The sequence below is a fragment of the Variovorax sp. Sphag1AA genome (assembly GCF_014192575.1).
GTDB lineage: Bacteria > Pseudomonadota > Gammaproteobacteria > Burkholderiales > Burkholderiaceae_C > Variovorax.
In genome coordinates, this window is the sequence record NZ_JACHYC010000001.1 from 735,728 (window position 1) to 761,176 (window position 25,449).

The following is a 25,449-nucleotide window of genomic DNA, read 5'->3' on the forward strand; positions in this document are numbered from 1 at the left end:
GATGCGCGTCGTCGGACTGATCGGACTCGTGCTCGCGCTGCTCGTTGTCGGCGTGCTGGCGAAAAAGCAGATGAGCTCGGCCGTCGCGCCGGTATTGCCGTCGGGCGCTCAGGCGACCACGGAAGCACCGGCGGGTGACGTTCGGGCGCAAAGCCGGCAGATCCAGGAGCAGATCAAGCAATCGCTCGATGCCGCGCAACAGCGGCGTCCGGTGCCGGATGACAACTGACGCGCACTGGATGCAGCTTGCGCTGGCCGAAGCACGCCGCGCGGGCGATGCCGGCGAAGTGCCGATCGGTGCGGTGGTCGTGAAGGATGGCGTGCTGGTTGGGGTGGGAAGCAATTCGCCCGTGGCGCAGCACGATCCGAGCGCGCATGCGGAAGTCAATGCGTTGCGCGCTGCGGGCGCGGCACTCGGCAACTACCGGCTCGACGGCTGCGAACTCTTCGTCACGTTGGAACCCTGTCCGATGTGCGCCGGCGCAATGATTCATGCGCGGCTCAAGCGCGTCGTGTTCGGTGCCGCCGACCCCAAGACCGGCGCGGCCGGTTCGGTGGTCGACCTGTTCGCTTCCTCGCAGCTCAATCACCACACGTCTGTGGAGGGCGGTGTGCTCGCGCAGGAGTGTCAGGCACTCTTGCAGTCCTTTTTCCAGGACCGCCGCAACGAAGCCCGCATGGCTGCCGAACCGCTGCGAGACAACGCGCTGCGCACGCCGCGCGAACGCTTTGCCTCTCTCCCGGACTACACCTTTGAAGCGAACTACGTAAGCGATCTGCCGGCCCTTCAGGGGTGGCGGATGCACTTCCTCGATGAAGGTCCAAAGCATTCGGAGCGGGTGGTGCTGTGCATCCACGGCCCCGGCGAGTGGAGCTACCTCTTCCGCCACGTCGCCCGCCTGAACGATGCGCGCGTCCTGGCGCCGGACCTGATCGGGTTCGGCATGAGCGACAAGCCCAAGCGCGAGGACGTTCATCGACTGGACTGGCATCGCGACGTTTTGCTGGAATGGCTCGACCGGGTCTCTCCAGGGCCCGTGGTGCTTGTTCACAGCGCTGGCGGTGCCGCACTCGCATCGCTGCTGGCCTCAGCTGCGCCGTCGCGCTTTCTGCACGTGATGCCTGCGCCCGACGCGGGTGAAAACGTCGCCGATGCATGGCGTGCGCCCTTTCCTGATCGTGGTCACGAGGCCGCACTGCGCGCCATGGGACGCACGCCGAAGCGCGTATCCGGTCCCGATGCGGCGCAAGCAGAACGGCTCATGAAAGACGCAATGGGATACTTCGCCCCGTGAAAAAGCACATCTACATCTATTCGCCGTCGAGCGCAGTGCGCGACAAGGCGGCGTTCAAGCGCGGCGTCAAACGGCTTCGGGCACTTGGCCACGAAGTCGAAATCGATGAAGCCGCACTGTCCACCCATCAGCGATTTGCAGGTGACGATGCGACCCGTATCGCCGCCATCACGCGCGCCGCGGCCAGTGGTGCCGATGTGGCTCTCATCTCGCGCGGCGGCTATGGACTGACGCGCATCCTCGATGCCATTCCGTACAAGGCGGTGGCGAAGGCGATCCACGATGGCACCGAGTTCGTCGGCCTCAGCGACTTCACCGCGTTCCAGAATGCCGTGCTCGCGAAGACGGGCAGTGTCACCTGGGCGGGCCCCGCTGTTGGTGAAGACTTCGGTGCCGAAGACGGCGCGGACGACATCATGGAAGCCTGTTTCGACGATCTGCTGTACGGGCAAGGGGAGGGCACCGGCTGGCGCATGCCCGCCCGCGACGCCGACGACCTGGCACCGCTCCGCGGTATCCATGGCGCGGTGCTCTGGGGCGGAAATCTTTGCGTGCTGACCAGCCTGCTCGGAACGCCTTACTTCCCGTCGATCGACAAGGGCGTCTTGTTTCTCGAGGACGTCAACGAACATCCGTACCGCGTGGAGCGCATGCTCGACCAACTCCGTCAGGCCGGTGTCCTGGCGAAGCAGAAGGCGGTGATCCTTGGGCACTTCACCGGCGTTCGCAAGGTTCCTCACGATCGCGGCTTCGGCATGAAGACGGTGACCGCGCGACTGCGTGAGTTGATCAAGACGCCTGTGCTAACCGGCTTGCCGTTCGGCCATGTGCCCACGAAGGTGCTGCTACCGGTAGGCGCGAAGGTGGAAGTCGCGGCCGACGGTCGCGACGTCTTCATGGTCTGGGGGCATCGGCACGCTCACTGAGCGCGCCGAGGCAAAAAAAAGAGGCCTATGGCCTCGTTGCGCTTTGTTGGGAGCCTGTCAGCTCGTAATGCGTTGATGGGTTCGCGGCCCCATCGTGTGCGGCAGGCCGCCCTTGAAGAGGCGATTGATCTGGCGCATCTGGCGCCGTGCTGCAACTTCTCCATCAACCGCGCTGAGGGCGGTCAGCACATCCTGGCGCAGGTACCAGAGGGCTTCCAGGTCGCCGGCGAAACGAACGCGTTGCGCAACCCGTTGAACCGAATGACCGCCGTGAACCTGCAGCAGCGACAGCATTGCGGTGCGGATCTGGCCCATCTGACGATCCACGGAACGGCGCGAGCCGAGTCCCGGGAAGGACAGAAAGCGGAAGAACCTGCTGAAGGACACCATTGCGAGGAGGCGAGTTGCCAGGGAAGCCTTGATGGGTGCCTACGTTAAGCCCCGCCCGAGTGCCGCACAAGTGTGGAAACATCATTTCATGTTTAAAAACAACATACTTCACGCTTCTGTTGAAGTGTCGACCTAAGAAGTTAAACCTAAGTGTTACTTTTAAATACGAAAGTGTTCGCGGCGGGTGTGACTAATTGAAAAAGCAACAGGGTTCGCCCGCAAGTCGCTCGATTTGATGCTTTGAGGCGGTGTTTTCATGCTGCTTTGCCATAATCCCCAAGCGAGGGCTACCAAAAACTGCACAACATGGGCGTCAATTCGACTGTCGTTTTCGCTGATCTGACAGGGAGTACCAGGGTCTTCGAGGCCATGGGAAATGCGCGCGCCACCGAGACGGTGACGCGGCTGACGCAATGGATCGGGGGCGTCTGCGAGTCCCACGGCGGCCGTGTCGTGAAGTCTCTTGGCGACGGTGTGTTCGCCATTTTCGGAAATGGCATCACGGCGACGCGCGCGGTGCTCGAGCTGCAGCGAAACCACCAGAAGCGCCTTCAGACCTGGCCAACGCCGCTGCGCATGGAACTGCAGATCGGCGTTGCGAGCGGGGAGGTCGTCGAAGTCGATGGCGACTGCTATGGCGACGCCGTCAACCTTGCCTCCCGCCTCAGCGACCTCGCCGGCCCCGGTCAGATCTGGGCCACCGAGTCGGTGATCGAGCAATTGCACGAAGGCGAGGTGCGCCATCGCAGCCTCGGTCCGATCAACATCCGCGGCAAGAACGAGATGCCGATCGTCCATCGCATCGACTGGCAGGACGAGGTGTCCGAGTTCCTGACGATGCCGGCATCTCTGGTCCCGTCCGCGCGCGGGCCGGATTCGTCGTTTGGCCAGATCGAGTTGGCTTGGCTCGACGTGCGCACGCTGTTCCGTGTCGAAGACCTGCCGATCCATCTGGGCCGGGTCGACGAAGCGCAGTTCGTCGTCAACGACCCGCGCGTTTCGCGTCTGCACGCCCGGATCGAATCGCGGCATGGCAGCTGCGTTCTCGTGGACGTCAGCACGTATGGCACCTGGGTGCGCTTCCACGGCACCGCGGGCGCGAGCGGTGAGATTGCGCTGCGGCGCGACGAATGCGTGCTGCATGGCAGCGGTGAAATCGGCCTTGGGGCCCCGTTGAGCGACTTCAGCGCGCCGACCATTTCCTTCAACACGACCGGCGGCAACGTGCTGCTCGGGCGCCGCGACCTCCGCTAGGAAGCGTCGCTGATCCCGAGCTCCGAGCAGATACGGCCGACCAGGGCCTTCATCGCGGCAAGCTCGGCCTCCAGACGGGCCACGTTGGCCTTCAATGCGGCCACTTCGCCCAGCGACACATCGTCGCTAGCAGGTATGGCTGCAGGCGCATCTTCCGCGGGGGGGCCGCTGAGCAGGTGGGCCCATCTACTTTCGCGCGCTCCAGGCAGGCGAGGTAGCTTGATGACAAGGCCGCCTGCGGGCCGCTCGGCCAATTCATCGAGGAAAGCTTCGACAGACGAGATATCCGCGAAGTTGTGCATCCGGTCCGTCGCGATGCGGAGTTCGCCCGCCGTCTGCGGCCCACGCAGCATCAGCACTGTGAGCAGGGCGATCGATTGCGATGGAATCCGCAGCACGCCATCGACGTTGTGCGCGTAGCGATACGCCCGCCCGCCGCTCGACTCCGTCACCAGGCTCAAGGACTTGAGGCTGTCGAGCGTCTCCTGCACTTCGGCCTCGGAGACGTCCAGGATCGGGTGCGGCTCGTCTTCTGATTGCAGCCCGCCACCAGCGAGTTGAGGGTGAGCGGATAGCTATCGGGAACCGTGCGCTGCTTCTCTGAGAGGACGCCGAGTACGCGGGTTTCAAGAGGGGAGAGGGCTCGAAGGCTGGACATGAATTCGGATTGGATGCGTCGCGGGGTCCGCGAGATGTGGGCGCAATGCTAAGGCCAAGCGGCGTGCTGATGGGGTCTCCCCAAGATGGTGCGGACATGTTAGTGTCCGCCGAGATAGCCATGAGGAGACCGCCATGGAGATCCGCAACCCTTCCCCAGGCCTCTACAACGAAGATCTGGCACCCGCGAGGGACCGTCGATGGGGCGCCTTCAGCATCTTCAACGTCTGGACTTCGGACGTGCACAGCCTCTGGGGCTACTACCTCGCAGCGAGCCTGTTCCTGCTGTGCGGCAGCTTCGTCAATTTCCTCCTGGCCATCGGGCTCGGCTCGTTGGTGATCTTCGCGCTGATGAACCTGATCGGCTATGCCGGCGAGAAAACGGGCGTGCCGTATCCCGTTCTGGCTCGCGCCTCCTTCGGCGTTTGGGGCGCCAACCTAGCGGCCATGGTGCGGGCTGTGGTGGCCTGCTTCTGGTACGGGGCGCAAACCGCCGCGGCCGCAAGCGCAGTGGTTGCGCTGCTGATCCGCAACGACGCGATCCTCGAGTTCCACAAGAACGTGCACTTCCTCGGGCACTCAGGGCTCGAAGTGATCTGCTACGTCGTGGTTTGGGGGCTGCAACTGCTGATCATCCAGAAAGGCATGGAGACGGTTCGCCGGTTCCAGGACTGGGCGGGCCCGGCGGTCTGGATCGCGATGCTGATCCTGGCAATCGGCTTGTGCGTCAAGGCCGGCGGCTTCTCGTTCGAGCACGGCATTCCCATGGATGTGCTGCTCGAAAAAACCAAGGACGTCGGCGTGTCCGGGGAGCCTGGCTCCTTCTGGGCGTTGATGGCGGTCGGCGCCACGTGGATCACCTACTTCGCGGCGCTCTATCTCAACTTCTGCGACTTCTCGCGGTTCGCGAAGAACAAGGAGGCCGTGCGCACAGGCAACCTGTGGGGCCTGCCGATCAACCTGATCGCCTTTTCGCTGGTCGCCGGCGTCACCACGATCGCGGCCTTCAAGGTCTACGGCGAAGTGCTCCTGCATCCCGAGCAGATCTCGGCCAAGTTCGACAGCTGGGTGCTCGCCCTGATCGCGGCGATCACATTCGCGGTTGCCACGCTGGGCATCAACGTCGTGGCCAACTTCGTGTCTGCCGCGTTCGACATCTCGAACACATTTCCCAAGGCGATCAGCTTCAAGCGGGGTGGCGTGATCGCCGCGTTGATCGCGCTCGTGCTCTATCCCTTCGCGCCGTGGGAGGGCAACGCGGCCCATTTCGTGAACGCGATCGGCGCCACGATGGGCCCGCTCCTGGGCGTGATCCTGGTGGACTACTACATCATTGCCAAAAGCAACATCAACGTGGCGGCGCTCTATCAGGAGCATGGCGAGTATCGCTACGAGGGCGGTTGGAACGTCAATGCACTGGTGGCGACCGGAGTCGGCAGCCTGTTCTCGACATTCCTGCCCAACTTCACGAACCTGCTTCCGGCCTGGTGGAACATCTATGGCTGGTTCATCGGCGTGGCGGTTGGCGGCAGTGTGTACCTCGTGATGGCCACGCTGCGCCCACGCACGGCGGCTGCGACCGCGCACGCCTGAGCGGAGGCCGGGAGCGTTCGACAACGGAACTCCGTCTGCGCGCTCTCGCGTTGCGGCAATCTAGGCGCTACGGCAAGCCAGCGACCTTCAACAGAGAGAGCTGCCCCCCAATTCACTGCTCTCGAGGCAATCTTTTTGCCAGCCCATCAACCTGTGAGATAGGTGAGCACGGGAGGCATCTTGCGCCGCGCATGATGGCAACACACCGGACAGCGCGTACTTCGAGTCGCTGCTAGCCATCGAGACAGCAGCCTGATCTGGCGGGCACAATGTGCAACAAACAGCAAATCTCCACCGCAGTCGGTTTCAAACGGACAGTGCCACCTCAGAGATCAACGATGAGCAAACCATCCTGGGCGACGAGAGCAAGTTGAACTCCACCCGTATCGATCACAGGAGCGACAAGCCATGCATGAATATTTGCACAATGCAGATTGGCAAACGTAGTTTTGTCCGTTTTTTACTTGTGGGTGGAACCGCCACGGCATTGCATTACCTGGTAATAGGCGGCGCAGTCCATTTGACAAGTATTTCCTTTACTGCCGCCTCGGCCATTGGTTATGTGCTGAGTATGTTTTACAACTATTGGGCAAATTCTCGGTTTACCTTCGGCGGGGGGCACGACCACACGAAGAGCTTTCCTCGCTTTCTCATCATTTCTTTGACAGGGCTGGGCATCAATCAGTCCGTTCTGTCCCTTGGCATATATCTTCATTTGCTGCCAGCGCTGAGTCAGGTGGCTGCGACAGTCGTCGTTGTGCTCTGGAATTATTTTCTCAACGCAATTTGGACTTTTGCCAATAAAGATCGCAATCTATGACCACTCCCAATCTCGGCCTCGTCATCCCTTGCTTCAATGAAGAGGAAGTGCTGCCCGAGACGGCTGCCCGACTAATTTCCCTGCTTGCTCGCATGCGTAGCGAAAACCTGGTCAGTGAGCGGAGCGCGATTTTCTTCGTTGACGATGGAAGTCGAGACAATACTTGGGCGGTCATTACAGAGCTCTTGAATTCTCATGAAGAAGTCAACGGGATTAAGCTCTCGCGAAATCGTGGGCATCAGGAAGCATTGCTATGCGGATTGATGACTGCACCGGGCGACATGCTAATCAGCGTTGATGCCGACCTCCAGGATGACCTGGAGGTCATCCCGCAAATGGTGCGCCACTACAGAAATGGCTGCGAAATAGTCTATGGCGTCCGCAATCGACGCGATACCGACACTTTTTTCAAACGAATTACCGCTGAAGGCTACTACAAGCTCATGGCGGCGATGAAAGTCGACATCGTTTTCAATCACGCTGATTACCGCCTCCTGAGCCGCCGCGCTCTTGAGGCCTTGTCAGAGTACCGTGAAGTGAACCTCTTTCTGCGTGGCTTGGTCCGGTTGCTGGGCTACCGGAGTGCGGTGGTCGAATACGATCGACGTGAGCGTTATGCCGGCGAATCAAAATACCCCTTAAAGAAAATGCTCGCCTTTGCCTGGCAAGGAATTACTTCCTTTTCAGTGGCTCCATTGAGGCTGATAACAACGATCGGTTTTATCGTATCAATCATAAGCGTCGGACTGGCGTTCTGGGGACTCTTGACAAAGATAGTATTCAACCAGGCCCTGCCCGGGTGGGCGTCAACTGTAGTTCCAATGTATTTTCTAGGCGGCATTCAGTTGCTCAGCCTGGGTGTGATCGGCGAGTACATCGCCAAGATATACATGGAAAGCAAGGGGCGTCCACGATTTCATATTGACATGCTTGACGGCGGCGCATTTCGCGAACGTTTCGAAACTGACTCAAGACGTCAACCTCGCCAACCATTTGACCAACGGGTCGTCGAGGCCGAGTAAATGACGACTCCAGGAAGAAACATAAACCCCTTTCTGCTTCTGTGCATCGCCGCGTTGCTAGCGTTTGGAATTGGGTACATTCACCACCAATGGTTCTTTCCCCACTACTTCAATGGGGATGCGGCCACGATGCAGATACTAGGCAAGGCGATCCTGGATGAAGGCTCGCTTCTGCCGAAAGATTTTCACTATGGAAATCAGCTGATATTCTTGCGATCGAGTCCATTCATTGCCCTGGCCATGCTGCTGAATTTTTCGGCGTATGAGGCATTTTTAGTTGGGTCCTCATTGAGCATTGCCTTCTGGGGGGCTGTGCTGGCTTGTCTTTTATCTGTGCACTTTAGATCGCAGAAAAAAGGCTTGCTATTTTCAATCCTTTTGCTCATTCCTCTTGGAATTTGGGACATCGACTATGTTCTTGGGCAGCAATCACACTTGGCAAACACCGTTCTTGCACTGGGCTTCGTCATTCTGACTTATCGATGGATTGAGGATAAAAATAAACTCTTCCTGCTTATCGGGTGCGCTTGCTTATTTCTGATCACTTCAGAGTCGCCGATCAGAGGACTATTGGTGCTTGTGCCAGTTGCCATTGCAATTGCCTTGGTTGCTGACGTGAAGGCTCTGCCAGCAGCTGCCGTCGGCACGTCTACCACCTTCTTGCTGGCCTATGCTGCAAACAATCTGCTAACCAGACTCCGTCCAATTTCCCTGGACTACTCCAGCAAGATTGCGCTAACCCCACTGAATATGCTGGTGCCTCACCTTAGGGTGACGAGTCGCGAAGCGCTCGAATCGATTTCACATTGGAAAGCGGTCGGACAAGGAGATTTATCATTTTTTGGCTCCATTGCCTTTGCATCTGGACGCCTGCTGTATTTTTGCTTTATCCTTTTTGCCCTATGGGGCGTGCTGAAGCTGGCAGCACTTTCTTACAAAAGAATTGCAAATGGATTTCGCTCGAGTATCGAGCCCAACGGCCGTCCTAATCACTTTGTTTTATTAGCCGCCACATTGGGAATGATTGTCGGCGCCTGCGCGGTCGCAGCACTGAATCCGAACTCTTCTCGCCACTACCTATGGGCAGTTTTTCTGATGAGATTCTGCTTTCTCGCGGCAATCTATGACCTGATCGCGAAAAGAGTAACGGCAAGATTTTCAGGCGTCATTATTTTGTTGTTGACTTTGTTTTTTTCATCCTGGTTCATTGACTTGATTGCTCGAAATTGGAATTTCCAGGGACCTCAGGGCGTTTTCAACTCGAAAGAAACCCGCTATCGATACGAAACGCCTTACGAGGATGTAATCAGATCTCACATAGAACTGAATCCACCTGAGGCTGTTCAACAAATCGATGAATATCTCAAGAAAACTAAAACTCGAAACGTATATGGCGCGAATTTCTGGAGGATGATGCCGCTCAATACGGTACTCGAGGATGTCAACGCGCAAAATCTCAAGTTTAAAGACGGGGAAATTTTCACTCCTGATTGGCTGGATAGGCCTAGCTGGGCATGCGCTGAAGGAGACGTTTTGTACTACCTGAAGAACGATCCAACGGATATGGCTATCAAGGAGAAGCTGAAAGTTACCGGAGGGACTGAAATTCGCGACGGTGACGGTTACTCCCTTTGGCGCGGCCCGCGCGTCTGGAAAGACTCTCCGACAGCCAATTGTTCAAATACTGCTGCTGCCCGGCCCACGCCTTGAGGCCTGGACAGAGAGAGGGAGACTGAGGGGAGGGCAGCCGCAGTTCCAGGTGAAGCGGTCCCCGAAACTCTCTTCGAGCTTCGCGTCTCGCGATTTCGCGAGACAGGTCGGGGTTGGCAGCGACGGTTGCGTCGCAGTCCGTCACGTTAGGCCTCCGCCCAAAGAAGAAGTCTGAGTCATGCGGCACTCAGCGTCACGGGGCCAGCGAGCGCCGGTTCAGTCATTGCGTTTCAGCGCCGCATGTACCTAGGCGGCTGTCAGACTTGCGACCGCGGTCGCCGCAGTTTGGACATGAGGCGCTCGATATCCGCCGTGCTTGCCGGGACGAGCACACGCAGCACTTTTGCATTGCGCCGGGCGGTGCCAGGCCGCACACCGGTCCGCGACCGAGCTCATTGTGTCGATCCTGATCCGTACTTTCCAGCGAGATCAGCCGCTCGGGTTTGAGCAGTGGCCAGAAGTCAGCAGACAGCAAATGCCAACTCGAGAAAGTTCTTTTGAATCAATGAGTTAGCAAATTCAGTTGGTAGATTTGGCAGCCCGGCTCAAGAAAAAGACAAGTTGCGAAACCTCTGACCGAAGGGCGAACATAGAAACCTGCCGAACAGGAGGCGTGGATTCGGGCGGGAAGGGGAGGCAATCTTGCGAATCGCCAATGAACTTCTCTCGCCAAGATAGAAATCTGCTTCCAGCTTCAGCAGAGAACTTCCGAATCTCCTGCGACGACGGGTCACCCGTTGACTGAGGCGGAACCTCCAGACGCAGGTGCTCTACCGCGCTATTCAGATCGAAAGAACTTGCCAATGCATGGCTTGCAACGTGTCAATCCTCCGCCTGACGCTGGCTTCGCCGCCTTCTTGGCATCTTGCGGGAATCAGGAAAGTGCCGGAAAAAGTCGCCCGGTTGAACAGCCAACGCCTCAAGGATGCGAACCAACTGCGTGAACGTGGGGTTTCGCTCGCCACGCTCGAGTCCGCTCATGTAGCTGCGCGCCAAGCCCGCGTGACGGGCAAACCCTTCCTGCGTGAAGCCCGCATGCTGACGTTCGGCACGTACGGCCGCACCAAGGATCTCGCGATCGGTTGCGTCCTTCATGAGCACTGCGGGTAGCGTGACCTGTCTAACCGCATGATCGGGGCCTCGAAGGTCGCGGAGCCGGAAGTCACGGAAGAACTCACTTGGATGCGCTCCTAGGCCCGCGAGCACAACCATGAGCTTGGCGAAGGTGAGATTGTGCTCACCTCGCTCGATGCCGCCCATGTAGCCCCGGTCGATGCCCGCAAGTCTGGCGAAATCTTCCTGTGTGATTTCCAGGTCCATGCGCCCCTTGCGAATAGCCGTCGCTAGCATCTTCACGTGATCTTCTTCGCCAACTTGGCCCGTCCCTGAGTTCATCGCGCGAATGCTCGCGTCGCTGCTCGTAAAACACCACGCTTAAGATCGCCACCTAAATTAACTCCACCCTCTCTAAATACACGGGATATGATTAACATCAGAACATGTGGCTGGAGTTGCGATGAAAGGTGAAGGTGGGGCTGCGGCAGGCGGCCGGTTGTGACCCTGACGCGAAGTTAAGGTCAAAAAGACAGTATCTGCCGAAAAGACCGCCGCGCCCTCCAATCGAGTGCTGCATAGGTGTGAACCCTCTGCATTGAATACAGGCAGGAAGATCCGATGACCGACCTCAACATCATGCTGGAGCGAATGGGCGCACTGCTGATAGCGGGCGACTACCTGAAGGACCTGGTTCGTGTGATTCGCCAGCGTCCCGGACGGATGAACGCACCGCTACGGAGAATCTTGGCGGAGCTGGAGTTCGCGCTGGCGAACTTTCCGACCCAAGAAGACCTGAGGAGCCTTGTTGCCGTGGCGGACGATCCCGAGGAGGTCACTGCATCGAACGGCCAGGCCGTGCCCGATGCAAGCATGCAGGGCAAAGTCGCAAAGCTTGAAAAGGACGTGGCCGAGATCCGTTTGCACATCGCCAGCCTTGATGAGGCGTTCAACCTGCTCGCGTGGGACGGACGTCGCTACCAATCGCAGATTGAAGGTTTGCTCGAAGAAATCGACGCACTGGCGGAAAAAATCCCTTGTGAATCTTCAGCGGTGGCCGCGATCGGAGAGGTCGCCGTACCCCAGCCCCAGGACGGTTCGACGGTCGGTCTCGAGGTGCGCGAGGACATCGGTCCGGAGCCGCGGCGCGAGGGGCAAGACCCCTTAAGAGCGCTGGTGCGAGACGGTGTTCTCCTCGAGGCCTCTGAATTCATTAAGGCGACGAGTCTGACCAAACGTGCGCTGAGTGGCGCCGTGCGAGCGCGTCGTCTGTTTGCGGTCGAACTCGACGACGACAAGTTCTACCCCGCCTTCTATGCGGATGCGAGCCTTGACCGCAAAAAGCTCGGGGCGGTGTGCAGGATCCTCGGCGACCTCTCTGGCGCTTACAAGATGTACTTTTTCCAAAGACGTTGGCCGTCCTTGGCCGGGCGGTCGCCGCTCGAGGCGCTCAAGGAGGGCGCACTGCGGCAGGTGCGCAGCGCCGCGAGACATTTCCACGCGCAGCTGACCTGTCCTTGACCACTGGCACGAAGGAACTCGCATGATCTCGATGGATGAACTCCAACACCGATTTCCCTACCAGTTCGAAGGCGAGAACATCGGATACGAGTCGTACCGCGGCTGGCTTCCGATCCTGGCCGACGCGTGCGAACGAATCGACGCGGTTCTGGTGGACAAGCGTGACTTTCATTGGATGCAGATCAAGGAGAAGTTCGGCGGCGCCAGGCTCTACTACCAGCTCGGGACCTCGAAGCGCACCATCGTCGACGTTCAAGTCAGCGAAAGTGTCACAACGGTCAAAACACCCACCCGTCGAGGCGACCCGATGGCGGAAGCCATCGACGCGATCGTCGATGAGGCCGAGCTGCGCACGAAGACTTCATGCATCGTGTGCGGCGCTCAGGCTGAGACAGCTGCTTACGACGGCTATCTCATGACGCTATGCCAAGCCCACCAGTACCCGGGCCAAGGAACACGTCAGGCGTTCTTCAAGTGGCTGAACAAGGTGCTCAGCGCCGACTGACCGCGGATGCCCGCATAGATCAGCATGAACACTGTGATTCGCATCTTGTTTCTGGACTTCGATGGAGTCCTTCATCGTCCCAACTGCTTGTCTGAGGACCAGTTGGTCCACTTGCCGCACCTCGAAAAGCTGCTTCAGGACCATGCAGACGTCCGACTGGTCATCTCAAGTTCATGGCGCGTCATGCGTTCCGTTGATAGCGCTCTGAGCGCCTTTCCGCACGGCTTGCGTCAACGAGTCATTGGCGACACACCCGTGCTTCGAGCTGAGGGGGGCCAGTGGCATCGGCAACGAGAGTGCGAGGCATGGCTGAAGGAGCATGCGCCGGCTGCGATCTGGCTGGGAATCGATGACGAAGCCCAGCTCTTTGAGCCCGGAAAGGCCGTGATCTGTAACCCCGCCCTCGGACTCGCAGACCCAAAAGTGCGTTCGGAAATCGAACAATGGTTGGTCGCGACAGATCCGTCGCCTTCCAGCTCTGTGGGGGATCCCGGAGGCCCGAGGTGACGAACAGTGGGCTTCAGGCTGACGCGACGAATGAGCCGTCTGCGAGGGAGAGCACCAGATGACAATGCGCGAGCGACGCCAAGCAACGGAATGTGCTGGCGAGGTATTGAGAGATCGGGCCGCCGGCGCGCTGGAGCAGAAGACACCTTTCCGCGTCAACGCCGCTCGACGAATCCGAGTCTTGATCGAGGAGGGATTGGCATCCGGACCTGCGCGGCAAGACACCGAGGATGACGAAATAGAGCTTCTGGCTATCGCGCGCGGCCACAGCGATTGATGTGTGGCCAATTGCCAGTCGCGGTTGGCGTTCGGTTCTCTGGCTGGGCTTCCGCAGTCGGGCTCGCCACTGGCTGTGCGCGCTGCGAGCGACTACCATGGGCGACGTGGCCAAGACGAAAACCCGATCCACACTGAACCGCGCGGCACGCGAGATTGCGACGCTTGCAGAATCCGTTCTTGGAAGTCGTGCTGCCGCGCTGCAGTGGCTGGCCGCACCCGCCCTCGGATTGGATGGCCAAAGACCCATCGATCTACTCGACACGCCGCTCGGCGTCGAAGCCGTGAGGGTATACCTTGTGCGGATCGATCACGGGGTCTACACATAGCTCAAGGGCCTCGCTCTGCCCACGCCACTCTGCACCCGAGCGGCGAACCCGCACTCGCTGCTTGCGGTCTGCAATCGCTGTGAACAACAATATTCCTCATGGCGCACAGCGACGAACCGATGCATGCGATCTCTCTGGCACCCGTGAACGTGCGTGCGATAGCCGAGAGCACGCACCATTGCATGGCGTCCGAAGGTTTTGAGCAGTCCGTTCGGCGCGAAGTATTTAACGAAGAATACAAGCAATGGCTCGAGGAGCAGAACATCGACTTCAAACGCGACGGGCTATGGTGCGCAGGCCTAGTCGCTTGGCTTGCCCCAACCGGCACCACAGGTTGACTTAGGAGGAGTGCCCCCGGACCACGGCTTGGAAAAGCTGTTTGGCACAGGTTCGAGGACAGGCTAGTGCCAGTTGCTAACTCCCCTGACTGGCTGTGTCCTACAGCCAGGATTCGGCACTCGTCAGCCTGCTTCGCGGCGTGTGCGGTAGTTCAGAGGTGCCTCGCGGGCCGTCAGCTTCGGGGCCCGCTTCCGACCTTCCCCGAAGCGACTGCGCATTGCGGCTCCGTGCCCTAAGCCGCCCTCCGCCCTTCATTCGAAGCAGATGTTCGTCAAAGCATCTCACAGGCTCGGGTGGCGCAACGGGAGAGCCAGTTCCAGACGGCAACCCGGCGCTACATGCCACATGGGCGACCAAGTGAGGCCATCTTTCCGTCGGGGCGCCCATTGAACGACAATAGCGGGCGGACCGGTCCATTTAAAGGGCAGGTTCGTTTTCCGGCGATCGGCTGGTTTCGCGCCACAGCGCATGTTTGTTGTGACTCTGGGACTCCCCGCTTCGTTTTTTTGTTTGAACAGGGTTCCTCAATGGGCAAGAAACTTTACGTAGGCAACCTCGCCTACTCCGTGCGCGACAACGATCTTCAACAGGCATTCGGCGCGTACGGTTCCGTCGCCAGCGCCAAGGTCATGATGGAGCGCGATACCGATCGCTCCAAGGGTTTTGGCTTTGTCGAGATGGGCTCCGACGCGGAAGCGCAGGCGGCCATCGAAGGTCTCAACGGTCGTTCGCTCGGCGGTCGCAACCTGACGGTGAACGAGGCCCGCCCCATGGAGCCTCGTCCCGCAGGCGGTGGCTACGGCGGTGGTAGTCGCGGCGGCGGCTACGGCGGCGGCAATCGCAGTGGCGGCGGTGGCCGCGGCGGATACTGAGCGCACCGGCGCATCAGACAAGGAAGCTCCCTCGGAGCTTTTCTTGCGCCTTCCTGGCTCCTATTCTCGGAGTTGCGAACGAGCGGTCTCGGTGCACTCGGCCGTCGCGACGCGGTTGAACACTGTCGCCTTGGGAACCCCTTCCGCGTCCTGCTTTTTTTCCGGCGCCCTGGACGGCCAAAGCAGTCCGCGTGATCACCATCTCAAACTCCAGTGGGCTTTGTGCCATCGTCTCGCGCGAGCGTTTCTGGCTCATCGAGGATCGTAATGGTGACGGTCCCGGCGCCAGCAGCGATCATGGGGTCATCCTCGGTACGAGTGACGAACTGCGACTCCGGGCCGGTCATCTCGTCATGGATCTCGATGCGACACGTGCGCCCGCTAGGCAGCCGGACTCGCTCGCCCGGGCGTAGAGTTATGGTCAATGAGCGTCCTTCGAAAGAACGTTCGGAGCCATTGTCGGAATCGGTCATATTGTCCTTCCACGTTTCGTGAGCGAGGGGTATGAACGCTTGCCGCGTGCTTGGGCCTGTGCATGATCGCAGCGGATCTGAACTCCTTCAAGTCGCTGCGTTTCCAATTGCTGCGCCGCTGAGCAGCTTCGGGCTGGCGGGGCTGCCGGCAGGAGGAGCCGGTGGCAATCACAAGACCTCATCTCCGGCGGGCCTCCATGAACAACCTCAGGCTTCAATCGAAGTCATCTCAATGATCTTTGAGAACTCCTCGAGGATTTCAGGGTGATTTCCCTGCATGTAACGCATGACGCGGGGGTTATCCATCAGTTTCACGATGTACCCGCGCGCCAACATCAGGTTGAGCATGTCCTCGCCGTGGGACTGCTCGGCGATCTTGTACTGCGTCAGGAGATTCGACATCTCGTTCTCCATGCGAGCGAGCTGTTCATGCGAAAGCGCCGCATGTCGCAAAGGCTTCTTGCCTGAAACAAGCAATTCGGGTGGCGTTGCAGCAAGGAGCGCGCGCGCATAGCTTGCCGTTACGCTGTTTGCCGCGACCATCAGCTCCGCACATTCGACCTGTCGGGTCGGCTTCATTCGCCGAAGAGCAGGTGAAACCTCTGTCGAGAAATTGCGATCCTTGAGGATTTCGACCACCTCCTCGCAGATGCCGTCCAGCAGACTTCTTTTCTTCAGCAACAGGCTCACGTCGATGCACAGGCCCTTGGCGAGTTTGGCAGCGGGAATGCCGCGGTCCATCGCACGCCGGATCATCAGGTGCTCCTGAATCGTCGACAGCCGGTTCAGCCGATTGTTATAGGTGAACGTCTCGTCGTCTGTCGCCACCAGGCAGGGAACCTCGGCAATTCCCAGTTCCTTGAGGGCCTGCAGCCGCAAATGCCCATCGAGCACCAGATGATGACCAGTCTTGCGATCCACCGCGGACACCGAGAGCGGTTCGATGAGTCCGATTTCAAGAATTGAATCGCGTATCTGGCGATACTTGTGCGTTGATGTGATCCGCGGGTCCAACTTGGTCGAAGGCAAGAGCCCATCTGCTGAAATCATGAGCGGTTTCGGCAGGAAGCCAAGCTCTGCTGTCACAAGGAGCCTCCGGCGCGCACGACCCGCTCTGCGAGATAAGCGGGCAAGGTATCCAGCCCCTCGAGCCTGAGAACGTTCAGGAGGTGCTCGTCCATGAACATCTTTCGCAGAGCCCCCAGAATGAAGAAGAGTCTCTGCTGCACGAGCGAGGATTTTCGAACCATCAGGCGCTGCCGTTCCACCTCTTTCTGGTAGGCGCGAACCAGGCTCGAGCTACTGACGTCCGGCCTCCTTCTGGGAGGTGATCGCGCGACGCTGCGACCGAGGAACTGGCGCCGCTCGACGAGCTTCTTGGCGTACATCAGCTGCGGCCCACGCAGTTCGCCGGATTCGTAGGATTCCTGCATGGCCAACTGCACCGCCTTGTCGTCATCGCCCGCGCTCACGATGAGAAGAGCGACCGTGAGAGGAATTTTTCCCCGCTCCACGGCCACGAGAAGACGCTCTTCGCCCTTGTCGGCCAGTTCGAGAATCTGCCGGACATAGTTCTCGTTGAGATCAATCCGTTGGGAAATCTGCTTCACCGAGCATCCCTTGTCGCGTAGCAGGGTGATGCCGTGCAGCAGCTCAAGAGGTTGGTGACGTCGCCTGGCGATGTTTTCCGTCAAGCTCATGACGAAGGCATCCTCGTCGGAGACTGCTACAACGAGAGCAGGAATCCTGGATTCGCCCAGTCGCTGAAATGCCTTGAGTCGCCCCTCGCCGCAAACCAGGAGATAGCGCTCGGCCCCGTCCTCACCGGGCCTTGGCGTCACCGTCACCGGCTTCTTCAGTCCAATGGCGCCGATGTTGCTCACGATGACATCGAACTTTCTCTGGTTCCTTTCCCTCGGGTTCAACACCTCGATGCGGTCCAGCGGAATCATGCGCAGTTCCGGCAGGGCGAGCGCTGCGCTCATGCGGCTCTCCTCAGGCGCGTGCGCGCAGCCATCCCGTACAGATAGTCCAGACTGTCGAAGCGGAAGTTCTCGAGTTCAACCGGATTGCGCTCGCCCAGGCGGATGCGCGGAACTGCAAAATCGAGCCTCGGCAGGAGGTAATAGTCCAGGGCGGCCCGATTCTCTGGCGCCAGGCGAACCGCAACGGTCAGGTCTGGACACAGGCCGGCGTCGAGGCGAACCTTCCAGAAAAGTTGCCCCGCCTCCCGGTGGTGGCAGCGCGCCAGGACGAGAGACACGGTGAACTCCTCGTTCACCCGCAAGAGGTCAGTATCCGGCTCCTGCCGGACCTTGCCTCCCAAAGCCTCCATCTTCGCCTCTGTCTCCGCGACGACGGTGGGATGCAGGCGCCTCAGAAGTCGATTGATTTCGATGTACTGGAAATCGCGCGAAGGGGTATAGCCGACCAGTTGGTAGGCTCGGATGAGGCTTCCAAAGCGCGAGGCATAGACCGATGACGATGGCATGCCTTCCGTCGAGTTGATAAGCAACCCGGACAGGGCCTGGCGCTCTTGGTAGAGATGCCGCAGCCGGTCGATGAGCTGTTCGTCGGTGAAGCGACGCGAGCGTGCCCGAATGATGCCCTGTGCCGTGTAGAAGTCTTCCTTTGCAACGATGGCAGCGAAGGCGTCCTCGTTTCGAATCCACATCTCGGAAGGATTGACCACGCGGAGCTTTCGCAGCTTGAACGAGATGCGGTTGTAGACGTTGCTGCCGATGTACTTCTCGTTGATGAGCACTTCGTGGACGGTCGCTCTTGTCCAGGCACGCCCCTGGTCGGTCAGAACACCCGACGCGTTGAGGCGCTCTGCGATGATGGATTCAGGCAGCCCGTCACTGACGAACCAACGGTAGATTTGCCTGACCATCAGCACCTCGCTGTCGGGGCCGGGCACCAGAACGACTCTGTCGGTCTGAAGACTCTTGTGCTCACCGCGAGCAAGTTGCACCTTGGGCTCGCCATGCTGGTCTACCAGGAGACGGCGCAAACCGAAGCCCGCTGGGCCGCCTTGCCTGTAGCCCTCTTCGATGAGCCGGCACTGTCCCGCGAACACCTTCGCTGAGAGCTCGCGACTGTATTCGCCCGCCATGGCGCGCTTGACGCCCTTGACGATGGTCGAGACCGGGGAGCCGTCGTTCTCGAACTGTTCGGCGCAGTAGGCCACCTGGATGCCCGCACGCTTGCAGATGTACTCGTAGTACGCGCTCTCATCGGCGTCCTGGAAGCGACCCCAGCGGCTGACGTCATAAACAAGGACCATCGAGAAATCGGCATTGCCCGATTCGACGTCCTTGATGAGTTGCTGCAGCGCGAACCTGCCTGCGATGCGAAGTCCGCTCTTGCCTTCGTCCGCGTAGGTCTGAACGACCTCGATGCCGCGTTGCTCCGCGTACTCGCGGATGCGCGCCGTCTGGTTCTGGGTCGAATACTGTTGGTGCTCCGTCGACATGCGCACGTATTCGGCAGCGCGAGTTGCCGCACGCGTGCTTCCTGCGGAGTCGGTCTGGCCTGTACCCATTTCGTGGCGTCTCCTGCCGCTTCACGCACTTGGGAGGAGCCAAGCTGCCCGATGGGGCTCCCGGCTTCCGAGACCAAGGTCGCTCGCGCAAGGTAGCAGGTCCTTCATCGAAACTCGATCAAGTCCTCTCTTTGCAATCAGGCAGACAGCGGTGCAACGGGCGACAAATGCACCGTCCAGGACTTCGGTACTGTCCGCGCGTCAGAGTGAATCTCGGTCAGCCTGAACAGGCCCGCCGGCGGCGGCCATGGTGATGACACGTCACTCTTTGCAATCAGGGGCGCGCGGAAGCGTCCTGCGTTGCGTCGCCGCTGCTGGGAGCGATTCATGTCCGTGTATTCGGGATGGGCGTCGCGGTAGTTCTTCCAATACGCGCGGTTCTTCGTGCGCCAGGCCTTCTGGGCCTCCACCTGGTTTTGATGGTAGTCCGCGTCCGTTCGCCGCTTGGTGCGTTGCCAAAGAAGCTTTCGAGCGGTTTGGCATTTCGGTTCAGAACAGTAGGCCTGTCGAGGGGACTGGGGTCGTGGCTCAAAGGCACTTCCGCAGGCGTTACACCAGCGCTTCTCCATGACTGCTCCTCTGACCCGTCGCAGAACCAATTGGCGAGGCGATGCATCCGACGCGGGCCGCTTCCACGGTCAGTCCGGGCGCACACTTCGGAGAATCGAAGGCATGTGAGGCGCACGATAAACGGCGCTGCGCGTTGCCCTGCGCCGGGCGTCCGCCTTCAGGGCTTTTTGGCGTCGATGCTCAATCGGAAAAGCATCACCTCGCGGGCAGCACGCAGTTTGGCGATCCAGGAATCGGTGACACCGGACGAATTCAGGCTCGCAGCCTCCAGATAGTCCTGGTGGACCTTGAAATCGCCGATGGCCGAGGCTGCCTGGGGGAAGGATCTCACCACGGCCGCGAGCATGCCTTCGCACACCATCAGGCGCGCTGCCAGGTCTTCATGCCTCTCCTCGAGGGTCGCCAGTTTCTGCATCAATTCCTGGGTCGTCATCGGCTTCATCTTTTACTGGGCAGCTGCCTGCAGCGCGATCCTTGGCTACGGTGCTTGCACTTCGGTCGTGGAGAGCGAACCAACATCGTCGTGCCCGCCCGTCACCAGCGCGTTCCCGCTGCGAAGCAGGGTGGCGGTCTGGAAGTATCGAGCGGCATGCATGGTGCCCGTCGTCGTCCACTGCCCCGTCGCGGAGTCATAGCGCTCGGATGTGGCGAGCGTACCGGTGTTGTCGTAGCCCCCCGCAACGAGCACCTTGCCGGTGAGCAGCAGCATCGCGGTATGGGCCGTGCGCGAATTGAGCATGGCGGCGGTCGGTGTCCACTGGCCCGTGGCCGGATCGTAGATCTCGGCCGCGGCCAGCGAGCCACCGGCGAATCCGCCCGCGATCAATACCCGGCCATCGGGCAGCGCAGTGGCCGTGTGGGTCAACCGGGGAGTGCTCATGGCGCCCGTCATGGTCCATTGGCCCGTGGCCGGGTCATACAACTCGGCGGAGGAAAGGGAGGTGCCGCCGAATCCACCCGCAACCATGACCCTGCCATCTGGTAGCAGATTTGCAGTGTGAACGCTCCTCGCGGCACCCATGGACGCGGTGGCGGTCCATTGCCCGGTCGTGGGGTCATACAGTTCGGCTGTAGCGAGATAGGCGCCGTTGAAACCTCCGGTGACCAAAATCTTGCCGTTGGGCAGCAGTGTTGCCGTGTGGCCGCTTCGAGCTGTGTTCAACGAGCCCGTCGATGTCCACGTGTCCGTGGCGGGGTCGTAGATCTCGGCGCTGGAGCGATAGCCCCCGGCGTACTCGCCCCCCGACACCAGCACGCGCCCGTCCTGCATCAAGGTTGCGGTGTGGAAGAAGCGTGCATCGGCCATCGACCCCGTGGCCGCCCAGAGACCGGTGCCGGACCCGTAGCGCTGCACCGAGTTCAGTGTGGCGTGATCGTCGTAGCCACCCGCGACCAACACGTCGCCATTCGGGAGCAGGGAGGCCGTGTGGTTCGTTCGAGCCCCGCCCATGGGCAGCGTCGATGTCCATGTACCGGGTGTCGCCACCAGGATGGTCAGCGTGGTCGAGACTGCGCCCGCCACATTGCTGCCTGTCACGGTGTAGCTCGTCTCAGGCTGGGTGACTTGCGGTGAACCCGCAATGACGCCGGACGACGCATCGATGCTCAATCCCTGGGGAAGTGGAGGGGCCACGGCGAAGGTTGTGATGGGGCCTCCGGTGCTGTGGGGGTGGTTCGGCTCGACGGCGCGGCCGGCCGCATAGATCGCGGCCGATTGCTGGTAACTTAGGGAGATGGGCGCTACGACCGGCAGGTCGCGGACCTCGATCGCGAGCACCGCATGCGTTGAGCCCGCGCCATTGCTGGCGGTCACCGTGAAGCTTACTCTTGCGGCGACACGTCGCGGTGTACCGGAGATCACTCCGGAAGCCGGGTCGATCCCCAGGCCTTCAGGCAGCGCTGGCTGCACCGCGAAGGCGCTCACATCGCCGCCTTCCAGTGTGGGGTGGTTCGGCGGGATGGCTTGGTCGACCGTGTACACGGCATCCTGGTTGTCAAAGCCCAGGTTCGCGGGAGGCACCGCGTTGGTCCTGACCGAGATCTGCACGGCGGTCGTAGTCGAGCCCGCGAAGTTCGTGCCCGTGACGGTGTAGACGGTGGAAGCCGAGATGACGCGGGGTGTTCCGCTGATCACGCCGGTGGCTGCGTCGATCTGGAGACCGTCGGGAAGAGTGGGAGAGATGCCGTACCGGACAATCAGGCCGCCGCCACTGGCGGGGCGGTTCGGATCGATGGGATGGCCCAGTTGGTACACCACGACATCGCGCTCGAACTGCAGGCCCGTCGGAGCGATGAAAAGGACATTGACACCGGTCCCGGCGAATCCTCCGCCTCCGCCTCCGCCACCGCATGCACTGATGCACATGAAACTCAGGACTGCTGCATGCCACGCCAAGAAGCGGAGTGCTCGCTGCCAGGACATTGCCTTCATGTCGCCTCCATCCGCCTCGCTGGAGAAGACAGTATGCGCGCATCGCACTCGCCTTGCTCTATCGCGTGACGCTCCCACCTAGCCGCGGCGATGAGCCCATGGCGCTGCTGTTCTCTCGCGTGGGGAATCAGGTGCGTGTTCTGGTCAATGGCAGTACGGTCCAGCGTTGGGGGACGCTCGGGGACTCGGCCTTCGATGCCGCGAAAACTCCTGTCATGGTGGCACTCCCAAGTGCGCTTCTACATGCCGATCGCCCAAACGAGCTGTGGGTGGAAGTCACCCTCCAGCCACTTCGTCTCGGCGGGCTTTCGGTGTTTCGCTATGGCCCTCAATCAGTCATCCAGCCGCTGTTCGATCAGCACCGCCGCTGGCGCGACCTGGCCATGCTGGTGTTTGCCGCCGGCCTGGTTGGGATGGGCGCACTGACGGGTGTGCTGTGGGTGCGTCAACGTGAACCCATGTACGGCTGCTTCAGCCTTGGCGCCTTTCTAGGTGTCGTCCGGATCGTGGACCGCACGTGGGCCGATCCGCCCATTCCGTGGCCCCTGCTGCTGATCGTCGTGGCAGTCAGCTACGGGGCCTATATGGTGTTGATGTGTCGCTTTTCGCTTCTCGCGCTCGGCGTCGAATCGCGGACCGCCACGCGCCTACTCTATGCAGGCCTTTGCCTGTGCCCGGTGCTGCTGACGCTCTCGTTCGTGCTTGAGAGCCCACGGTTGATGACCTTGTCCTTCGCATGCGTAACTCCGGGATCCGTGGCGACGCTCGTCGCAATCACGCGCTTTGCCTGGAGGAATGGGAGCGCCCGAGCATGGATGTTCGTCGGTGCACTGGGCCTGTCGCAGGCGGTCGGCATATACGACCTGCTTGGTATTCGCGTCGCGGCGGCCAGCGGCCTGCGCACGACCTACCTGCAGCACGCCATGTTCTCCTTCGTTCTCATCATGGGTTGGCTGATCGCTGAGCGCTACAGCCGCACGGTGGCGAACTTCCATGCGCTCAATGCCGATTTGTCCCGGCGCGTTGATGCGCGCGAGCAGCAGCTCAAGGCCGCCTTCGAGTCGCTGCGTGAACAGCAGCACCAGCAGACGGTGGCGAACGAACGCCAGCGCATCATGCGCGAAATTCACGATGGGGTCGGCTCGCAACTGGTCGCGCTGCTGAACATGGTCGTGCGGCCCGGCGCGGACGCAGGAGCCTTGCGCGAACACGTCCAGCTTGCGCTCGATGAATTGCGCATGGCGGTCGACTCGTTGCAGCCGGCAAATGACGATCTGGCTACGATGCTCGCCACTTTGCGCTATCGGCTCCAGCCTCGGCTGGAGGCCGCGGGCATCCAGGTCGTTTGGGACGTCGACGAACTGCCCGAACTGCGCGAACTGTCGCCCCAGGTGGTGGTGCACGTCCAGCGCATCCTGCTGGAGGCATTCACGAACGTGCTCAAGCACGCTCAGGCTTCACAGGTTGTGGTGTGCGTGCGCCTGCACGAAGCGCGCGAGACGCTGCTCACCATCAAGATCGCGGACAACGGCATGGGACTTGGCGCGGGCCAGGCAAGCTCGCCCGCGCCGATGGCCGACAAGGCAGCAGGCAGGGCCCCCCAACGTGGCCGCGGACTCGACAATATGCAGTCCCGCGCCACGGCGATCGGCGCGACCCTACGCTTCGGACAGGTCTCGTGGGCGCGCGGAGCCTGCGTGACGTTGGAGCTCCGCGTCGAGCGGGGCGAATCTGCGTTCGGGGCGCTATCGCGGCCGCATGCGGTGGGCTAGCGTACCTTTCCCGCGACGACTTAGCCGCTTTGCAGCGAGAGCCGAAGTAGAGCAGGGCGCCTTACGTCGGCCGTTTGGTGCCCTTTGCGGTCCTTTCGTCCAGTTTGGCAGCATTGGTGAAGGTCGCGCCGCCGCGGCTCACGCCCGCGATTTCTGCCTTCCTTTGTGCCTGATTGGCACCCGGCGAGAATCAGTACATCCCTACACGGAACGACGCGCCAGTCGCCCGGACCGCAAGGGCCTTCTGCAGGGCGGATTCGCGTCCGGCCAGGTGATCAACCCGACCGTTGCGGTCGCATTTCGGTGAACCCATGGAATTTGAGTTCCTGTCCGACCGCCAGGCGGTGGTCAAGCGCGTCACTGCCGAACTGGAGAGGTGCAAGCGCGCCGCCTGGGCCGCTGCCTGGTCGACGGAAAACAGCGACGTCTTCAAGGCCGCTATGCGGCACGCGGACAAGTTCAAGTTCCTGCTGACCGGGACCACTGGCTGGTACACGTCGCCCCAGGCCATCGCCACGATGCGGGATGCCGTTGGCGACGAGTTCCGGGTGCTCAAGCCCGATCGCGAGCCCATGTTCCACACGAAGATGTACCTCTTCACGGATGACGTCCGCGCAGTGGCCATCATCGGCAGCCACAACCTGACGCGCGGCGCATTCCACCGCAACGACGAAGCCTGCGTGGCGATCGAGGCCGCGCATGGTGATGCGCAGATGAAGGAGATGTGGAAGTACGTCTCGGATGTCTTCACGAGCCCCGAAGCCCTGCTGCCGGACGATGACTGGCTGTTCAACTACGGCCACCACTACGCGCAGCGCAAGAGGGCTGCGAAGCCCCTGAAGGAATTCATGGCCAAGCCGAAGGTGAAGGTGACGCCTTCGCTACTGCAAGGGCTGAACCTTCCAGATCCCTACCAGCTCGACTGGCCGACCTACGTGGATTGGGTCTTCAAGGAGGATGGCTCCGCGACCGGAGCACACACCTTCGATGGGCGCGCGAAAGTGCTCGAGAAGGCGAAAGACCTCCTCACGAAGGCAACGACTTTCGCGAAGATCCTGCCCGCCGATCGTGACCGCATCGCTGGCACCATCAGATCAGTGCCCCACAACGAGCCCAACTGGCACTGGTTCGGCGCCATGAAGAGCCCGCCATTTCGCAAGACCCTCGACCAGAACTATGTGGAGTGGTCGGATGCCCTCGGCGCGATCCCGGCCACCAAAACGGTCGAGGAGCACCACTACCGGCAATTCCTTCAGGAGGTTCCTCTGGAGGGGGATCTCGTAATCCCGGCTCGATCGCGACTGCTTGCCATGAAGCGGCCGGACGTGTTCGTGTGCGTGAGCGACAGAAACAGCGTCGGGCTCGCGCGCGCCTTCGGCTTCGGCACGCAGGGCAGTGAGCTCACCACGAAGACGTACTGGTCGTTGATACAGAGGATCCAGGAATGCCCATGGTGGAACGCCGATCGGCCGACGGATGCCGGCAATGAGCAGCGACTTTGGGACGGCCGCGCCGCATTCCTTGACGCCCTCTACTACGTCCCAAAGGCGAACTGAGCGGGCCGCGGGTGGAGCTTCGCGTTTCTCTCCT

Annotated in this window: 25 protein-coding genes and 1 pseudogene; 16 read left to right on the forward strand and 10 right to left on the reverse strand. The window is 60.7% G+C overall.

All coding sequences use genetic code 11. From position 1 onward, the window contains the following. Position 1: 1 nt before the first annotated feature. From FHW64_RS03630 to FHW64_RS03640, 3 genes are read left to right on the forward strand one after another with little or no spacing between them, the layout of a single operon-like run. Complete coding sequence (locus FHW64_RS03630) at positions 2-229, forward strand: hypothetical protein (RefSeq protein WP_184523136.1); 228 nt, start codon at positions 2-4, stop codon at positions 227-229. Beyond that, on the forward strand, positions 219-1,295 hold the full coding sequence (gene tadA, locus FHW64_RS03635) for a tRNA adenosine(34) deaminase TadA (protein WP_184523138.1): 1,077 nt from the start codon (positions 219-221) through the stop codon (positions 1,293-1,295). Before FHW64_RS03630 ends, tadA begins: the two co-directional genes overlap by 11 nt. After that, entirely contained in the window at positions 1,292-2,221 is a 930-nt protein-coding gene (locus FHW64_RS03640) for an LD-carboxypeptidase (RefSeq protein ID WP_184523140.1), read from the forward strand. The genes tadA and FHW64_RS03640 overlap by 4 nt, the downstream gene beginning before the upstream one ends. A 57-nt stretch (positions 2,222-2,278) precedes the next feature. Here the strand turns inward: FHW64_RS03640 and FHW64_RS03645 are convergent, their stop codons facing one another. After that, positions 2,279-2,536: a hypothetical protein gene (locus tag FHW64_RS03645; protein WP_260303621.1), complete on the reverse strand. Its 258-nt coding sequence runs from the start codon at positions 2,534-2,536 to the stop codon at positions 2,279-2,281. 381 nt (positions 2,537-2,917) lie between these two features. Between FHW64_RS03645 and FHW64_RS03650 the strand changes: the two genes are divergently transcribed. Continuing rightward, positions 2,918-3,865, forward strand: a complete 948-nt coding sequence (locus tag FHW64_RS03650) for an adenylate/guanylate cyclase domain-containing protein (RefSeq protein ID WP_184523144.1) — start codon at positions 2,918-2,920, stop codon at positions 3,863-3,865. Here the strand turns inward: FHW64_RS03650 and FHW64_RS03655 are convergent. Further along, positions 3,862-4,559: pseudogene (locus tag FHW64_RS03655) on the reverse strand (YceH family protein). The gene FHW64_RS03650 and the pseudogene FHW64_RS03655 overlap by 4 nt on opposite strands. A 98-nt stretch (positions 4,560-4,657) precedes the next feature. On the opposite strand from FHW64_RS03655, the gene FHW64_RS03660 reads away from it, so the two are divergent. The 4 genes from FHW64_RS03660 (at position 4,658) to FHW64_RS03675 (ending at position 9,667) form a co-directional block, all read left to right on the forward strand. Continuing rightward, positions 4,658-6,115 (forward strand): NCS1 family nucleobase:cation symporter-1, encoded by a 1,458-nt coding sequence (locus tag FHW64_RS03660; RefSeq protein ID WP_184523146.1) that lies wholly within the window; start codon positions 4,658-4,660, stop codon positions 6,113-6,115. A gap of 271 nt (positions 6,116-6,386) precedes the next feature. Next, positions 6,387-6,935, forward strand: coding sequence for a GtrA family protein (locus FHW64_RS03665; protein ID WP_184523148.1), 549 nt, complete (start codon positions 6,387-6,389; stop codon positions 6,933-6,935). Next, a complete protein-coding gene (locus FHW64_RS03670; protein WP_184523149.1) occupies positions 6,932-7,957 on the forward strand; it encodes a glycosyltransferase family 2 protein in 1,026 nt (341 codons plus the stop codon). The genes FHW64_RS03665 and FHW64_RS03670 overlap by 4 nt, the downstream gene beginning before the upstream one ends. Then, complete coding sequence (locus FHW64_RS03675) at positions 7,958-9,667, forward strand: hypothetical protein (RefSeq protein ID WP_184523151.1); 1,710 nt, start codon at positions 7,958-7,960, stop codon at positions 9,665-9,667. Between the two features lie 822 nt (positions 9,668-10,489). On the opposite strand, the gene FHW64_RS34195 is transcribed toward FHW64_RS03675, so the two are convergent. Continuing rightward, the gene (locus FHW64_RS34195; RefSeq protein WP_260303688.1) at positions 10,490-11,017 is read right to left on the reverse strand and encodes a helix-turn-helix domain-containing protein; all 528 of its coding nucleotides are present in this window, start codon (positions 11,015-11,017) and stop codon (positions 10,490-10,492) included. 324 nt (positions 11,018-11,341) lie between these two features. On the opposite strand from FHW64_RS34195, the gene FHW64_RS03690 reads away from it, so the two are divergent. The 6 genes from FHW64_RS03690 (at position 11,342) to FHW64_RS03715 (ending at position 15,069) form a co-directional block, all read left to right on the forward strand. After that, entirely contained in the window at positions 11,342-12,241 is a 900-nt protein-coding gene (locus FHW64_RS03690) for a hypothetical protein (protein ID WP_184523153.1), read from the forward strand. Between the two features lie 22 nt (positions 12,242-12,263). Further along, positions 12,264-12,746: a hypothetical protein gene (locus tag FHW64_RS03695; protein WP_184523155.1), complete on the forward strand. Its 483-nt coding sequence runs from the start codon at positions 12,264-12,266 to the stop codon at positions 12,744-12,746. Positions 12,747-12,770: 24 nt separating this feature from the next. Then, positions 12,771-13,253, forward strand: a complete 483-nt coding sequence (locus tag FHW64_RS34810) for an HAD domain-containing protein (protein WP_184523157.1) — start codon at positions 12,771-12,773, stop codon at positions 13,251-13,253. Between the two features lie 374 nt (positions 13,254-13,627). Further along, complete coding sequence (locus FHW64_RS03705; protein WP_184523159.1) at positions 13,628-13,858, forward strand: MbcA/ParS/Xre antitoxin family protein; 231 nt, start codon at positions 13,628-13,630, stop codon at positions 13,856-13,858. 98 nt (positions 13,859-13,956) lie between these two features. Next, a complete protein-coding gene (locus tag FHW64_RS03710) occupies positions 13,957-14,196 on the forward strand; it encodes a hypothetical protein (protein ID WP_184523161.1) in 240 nt (79 codons plus the stop codon). 528 nt (positions 14,197-14,724) lie between these two features. Continuing rightward, positions 14,725-15,069 (forward strand): RNA-binding protein, encoded by a 345-nt coding sequence (locus FHW64_RS03715; protein WP_184523163.1) that lies wholly within the window; start codon positions 14,725-14,727, stop codon positions 15,067-15,069. Between the two features lie 203 nt (positions 15,070-15,272). On the opposite strand, the gene FHW64_RS03720 is transcribed toward FHW64_RS03715, so the two are convergent. The 7 genes from FHW64_RS03720 to FHW64_RS03750 form a co-directional block, all read right to left on the reverse strand. Then, positions 15,273-15,542, reverse strand: a complete 270-nt coding sequence (locus FHW64_RS03720) for a hypothetical protein (RefSeq protein WP_184523165.1) — start codon at positions 15,540-15,542, stop codon at positions 15,273-15,275. Between the two features lie 207 nt (positions 15,543-15,749). Beyond that, entirely contained in the window at positions 15,750-16,628 is an 879-nt protein-coding gene (locus FHW64_RS03725; protein ID WP_311733250.1) for a plasmid partitioning protein RepB C-terminal domain-containing protein, read from the reverse strand. Further along, entirely contained in the window at positions 16,625-17,527 is a 903-nt protein-coding gene (locus FHW64_RS03730) for a plasmid partitioning protein RepB C-terminal domain-containing protein (RefSeq protein WP_184523166.1), read from the reverse strand. The genes FHW64_RS03725 and FHW64_RS03730 overlap by 4 nt, the downstream gene beginning before the upstream one ends. Continuing rightward, complete coding sequence (locus FHW64_RS03735; RefSeq protein ID WP_184523168.1) at positions 17,524-19,086, reverse strand: recombinase family protein; 1,563 nt, start codon at positions 19,084-19,086, stop codon at positions 17,524-17,526. Before FHW64_RS03735 ends, FHW64_RS03730 begins: the two co-directional genes overlap by 4 nt. Before the next feature lie 137 nt (positions 19,087-19,223). Next, positions 19,224-19,655 carry a hypothetical protein gene (locus tag FHW64_RS03740; RefSeq protein ID WP_184523170.1) on the reverse strand — a complete coding sequence of 144 codons (432 nt, stop codon included), beginning with the start codon at positions 19,653-19,655 and terminating at the stop codon, positions 19,224-19,226. A gap of 158 nt (positions 19,656-19,813) precedes the next feature. After that, positions 19,814-20,089 carry a hypothetical protein gene (locus FHW64_RS03745; RefSeq protein WP_184523172.1) on the reverse strand — a complete coding sequence of 92 codons (276 nt, stop codon included), beginning with the start codon at positions 20,087-20,089 and terminating at the stop codon, positions 19,814-19,816. A gap of 45 nt (positions 20,090-20,134) precedes the next feature. Further along, positions 20,135-22,087, reverse strand: a complete 1,953-nt coding sequence (locus FHW64_RS03750; protein ID WP_221220702.1) for a kelch repeat-containing protein — start codon at positions 22,085-22,087, stop codon at positions 20,135-20,137. 98 nt (positions 22,088-22,185) lie between these two features. On the opposite strand from FHW64_RS03750, the gene FHW64_RS03755 reads away from it, so the two are divergent. Together FHW64_RS03755 and FHW64_RS03760 are read left to right on the forward strand one after the other, a co-directional pair. Further along, complete coding sequence (locus FHW64_RS03755; RefSeq protein WP_184523176.1) at positions 22,186-23,859, forward strand: ATP-binding protein; 1,674 nt, start codon at positions 22,186-22,188, stop codon at positions 23,857-23,859. Between the two features lie 311 nt (positions 23,860-24,170). After that, positions 24,171-25,415 (forward strand): phospholipase D family protein, encoded by a 1,245-nt coding sequence (locus FHW64_RS03760; RefSeq protein WP_184523178.1) that lies wholly within the window; start codon positions 24,171-24,173, stop codon positions 25,413-25,415. Positions 25,416-25,449: the final 34 nt, after the last annotated feature.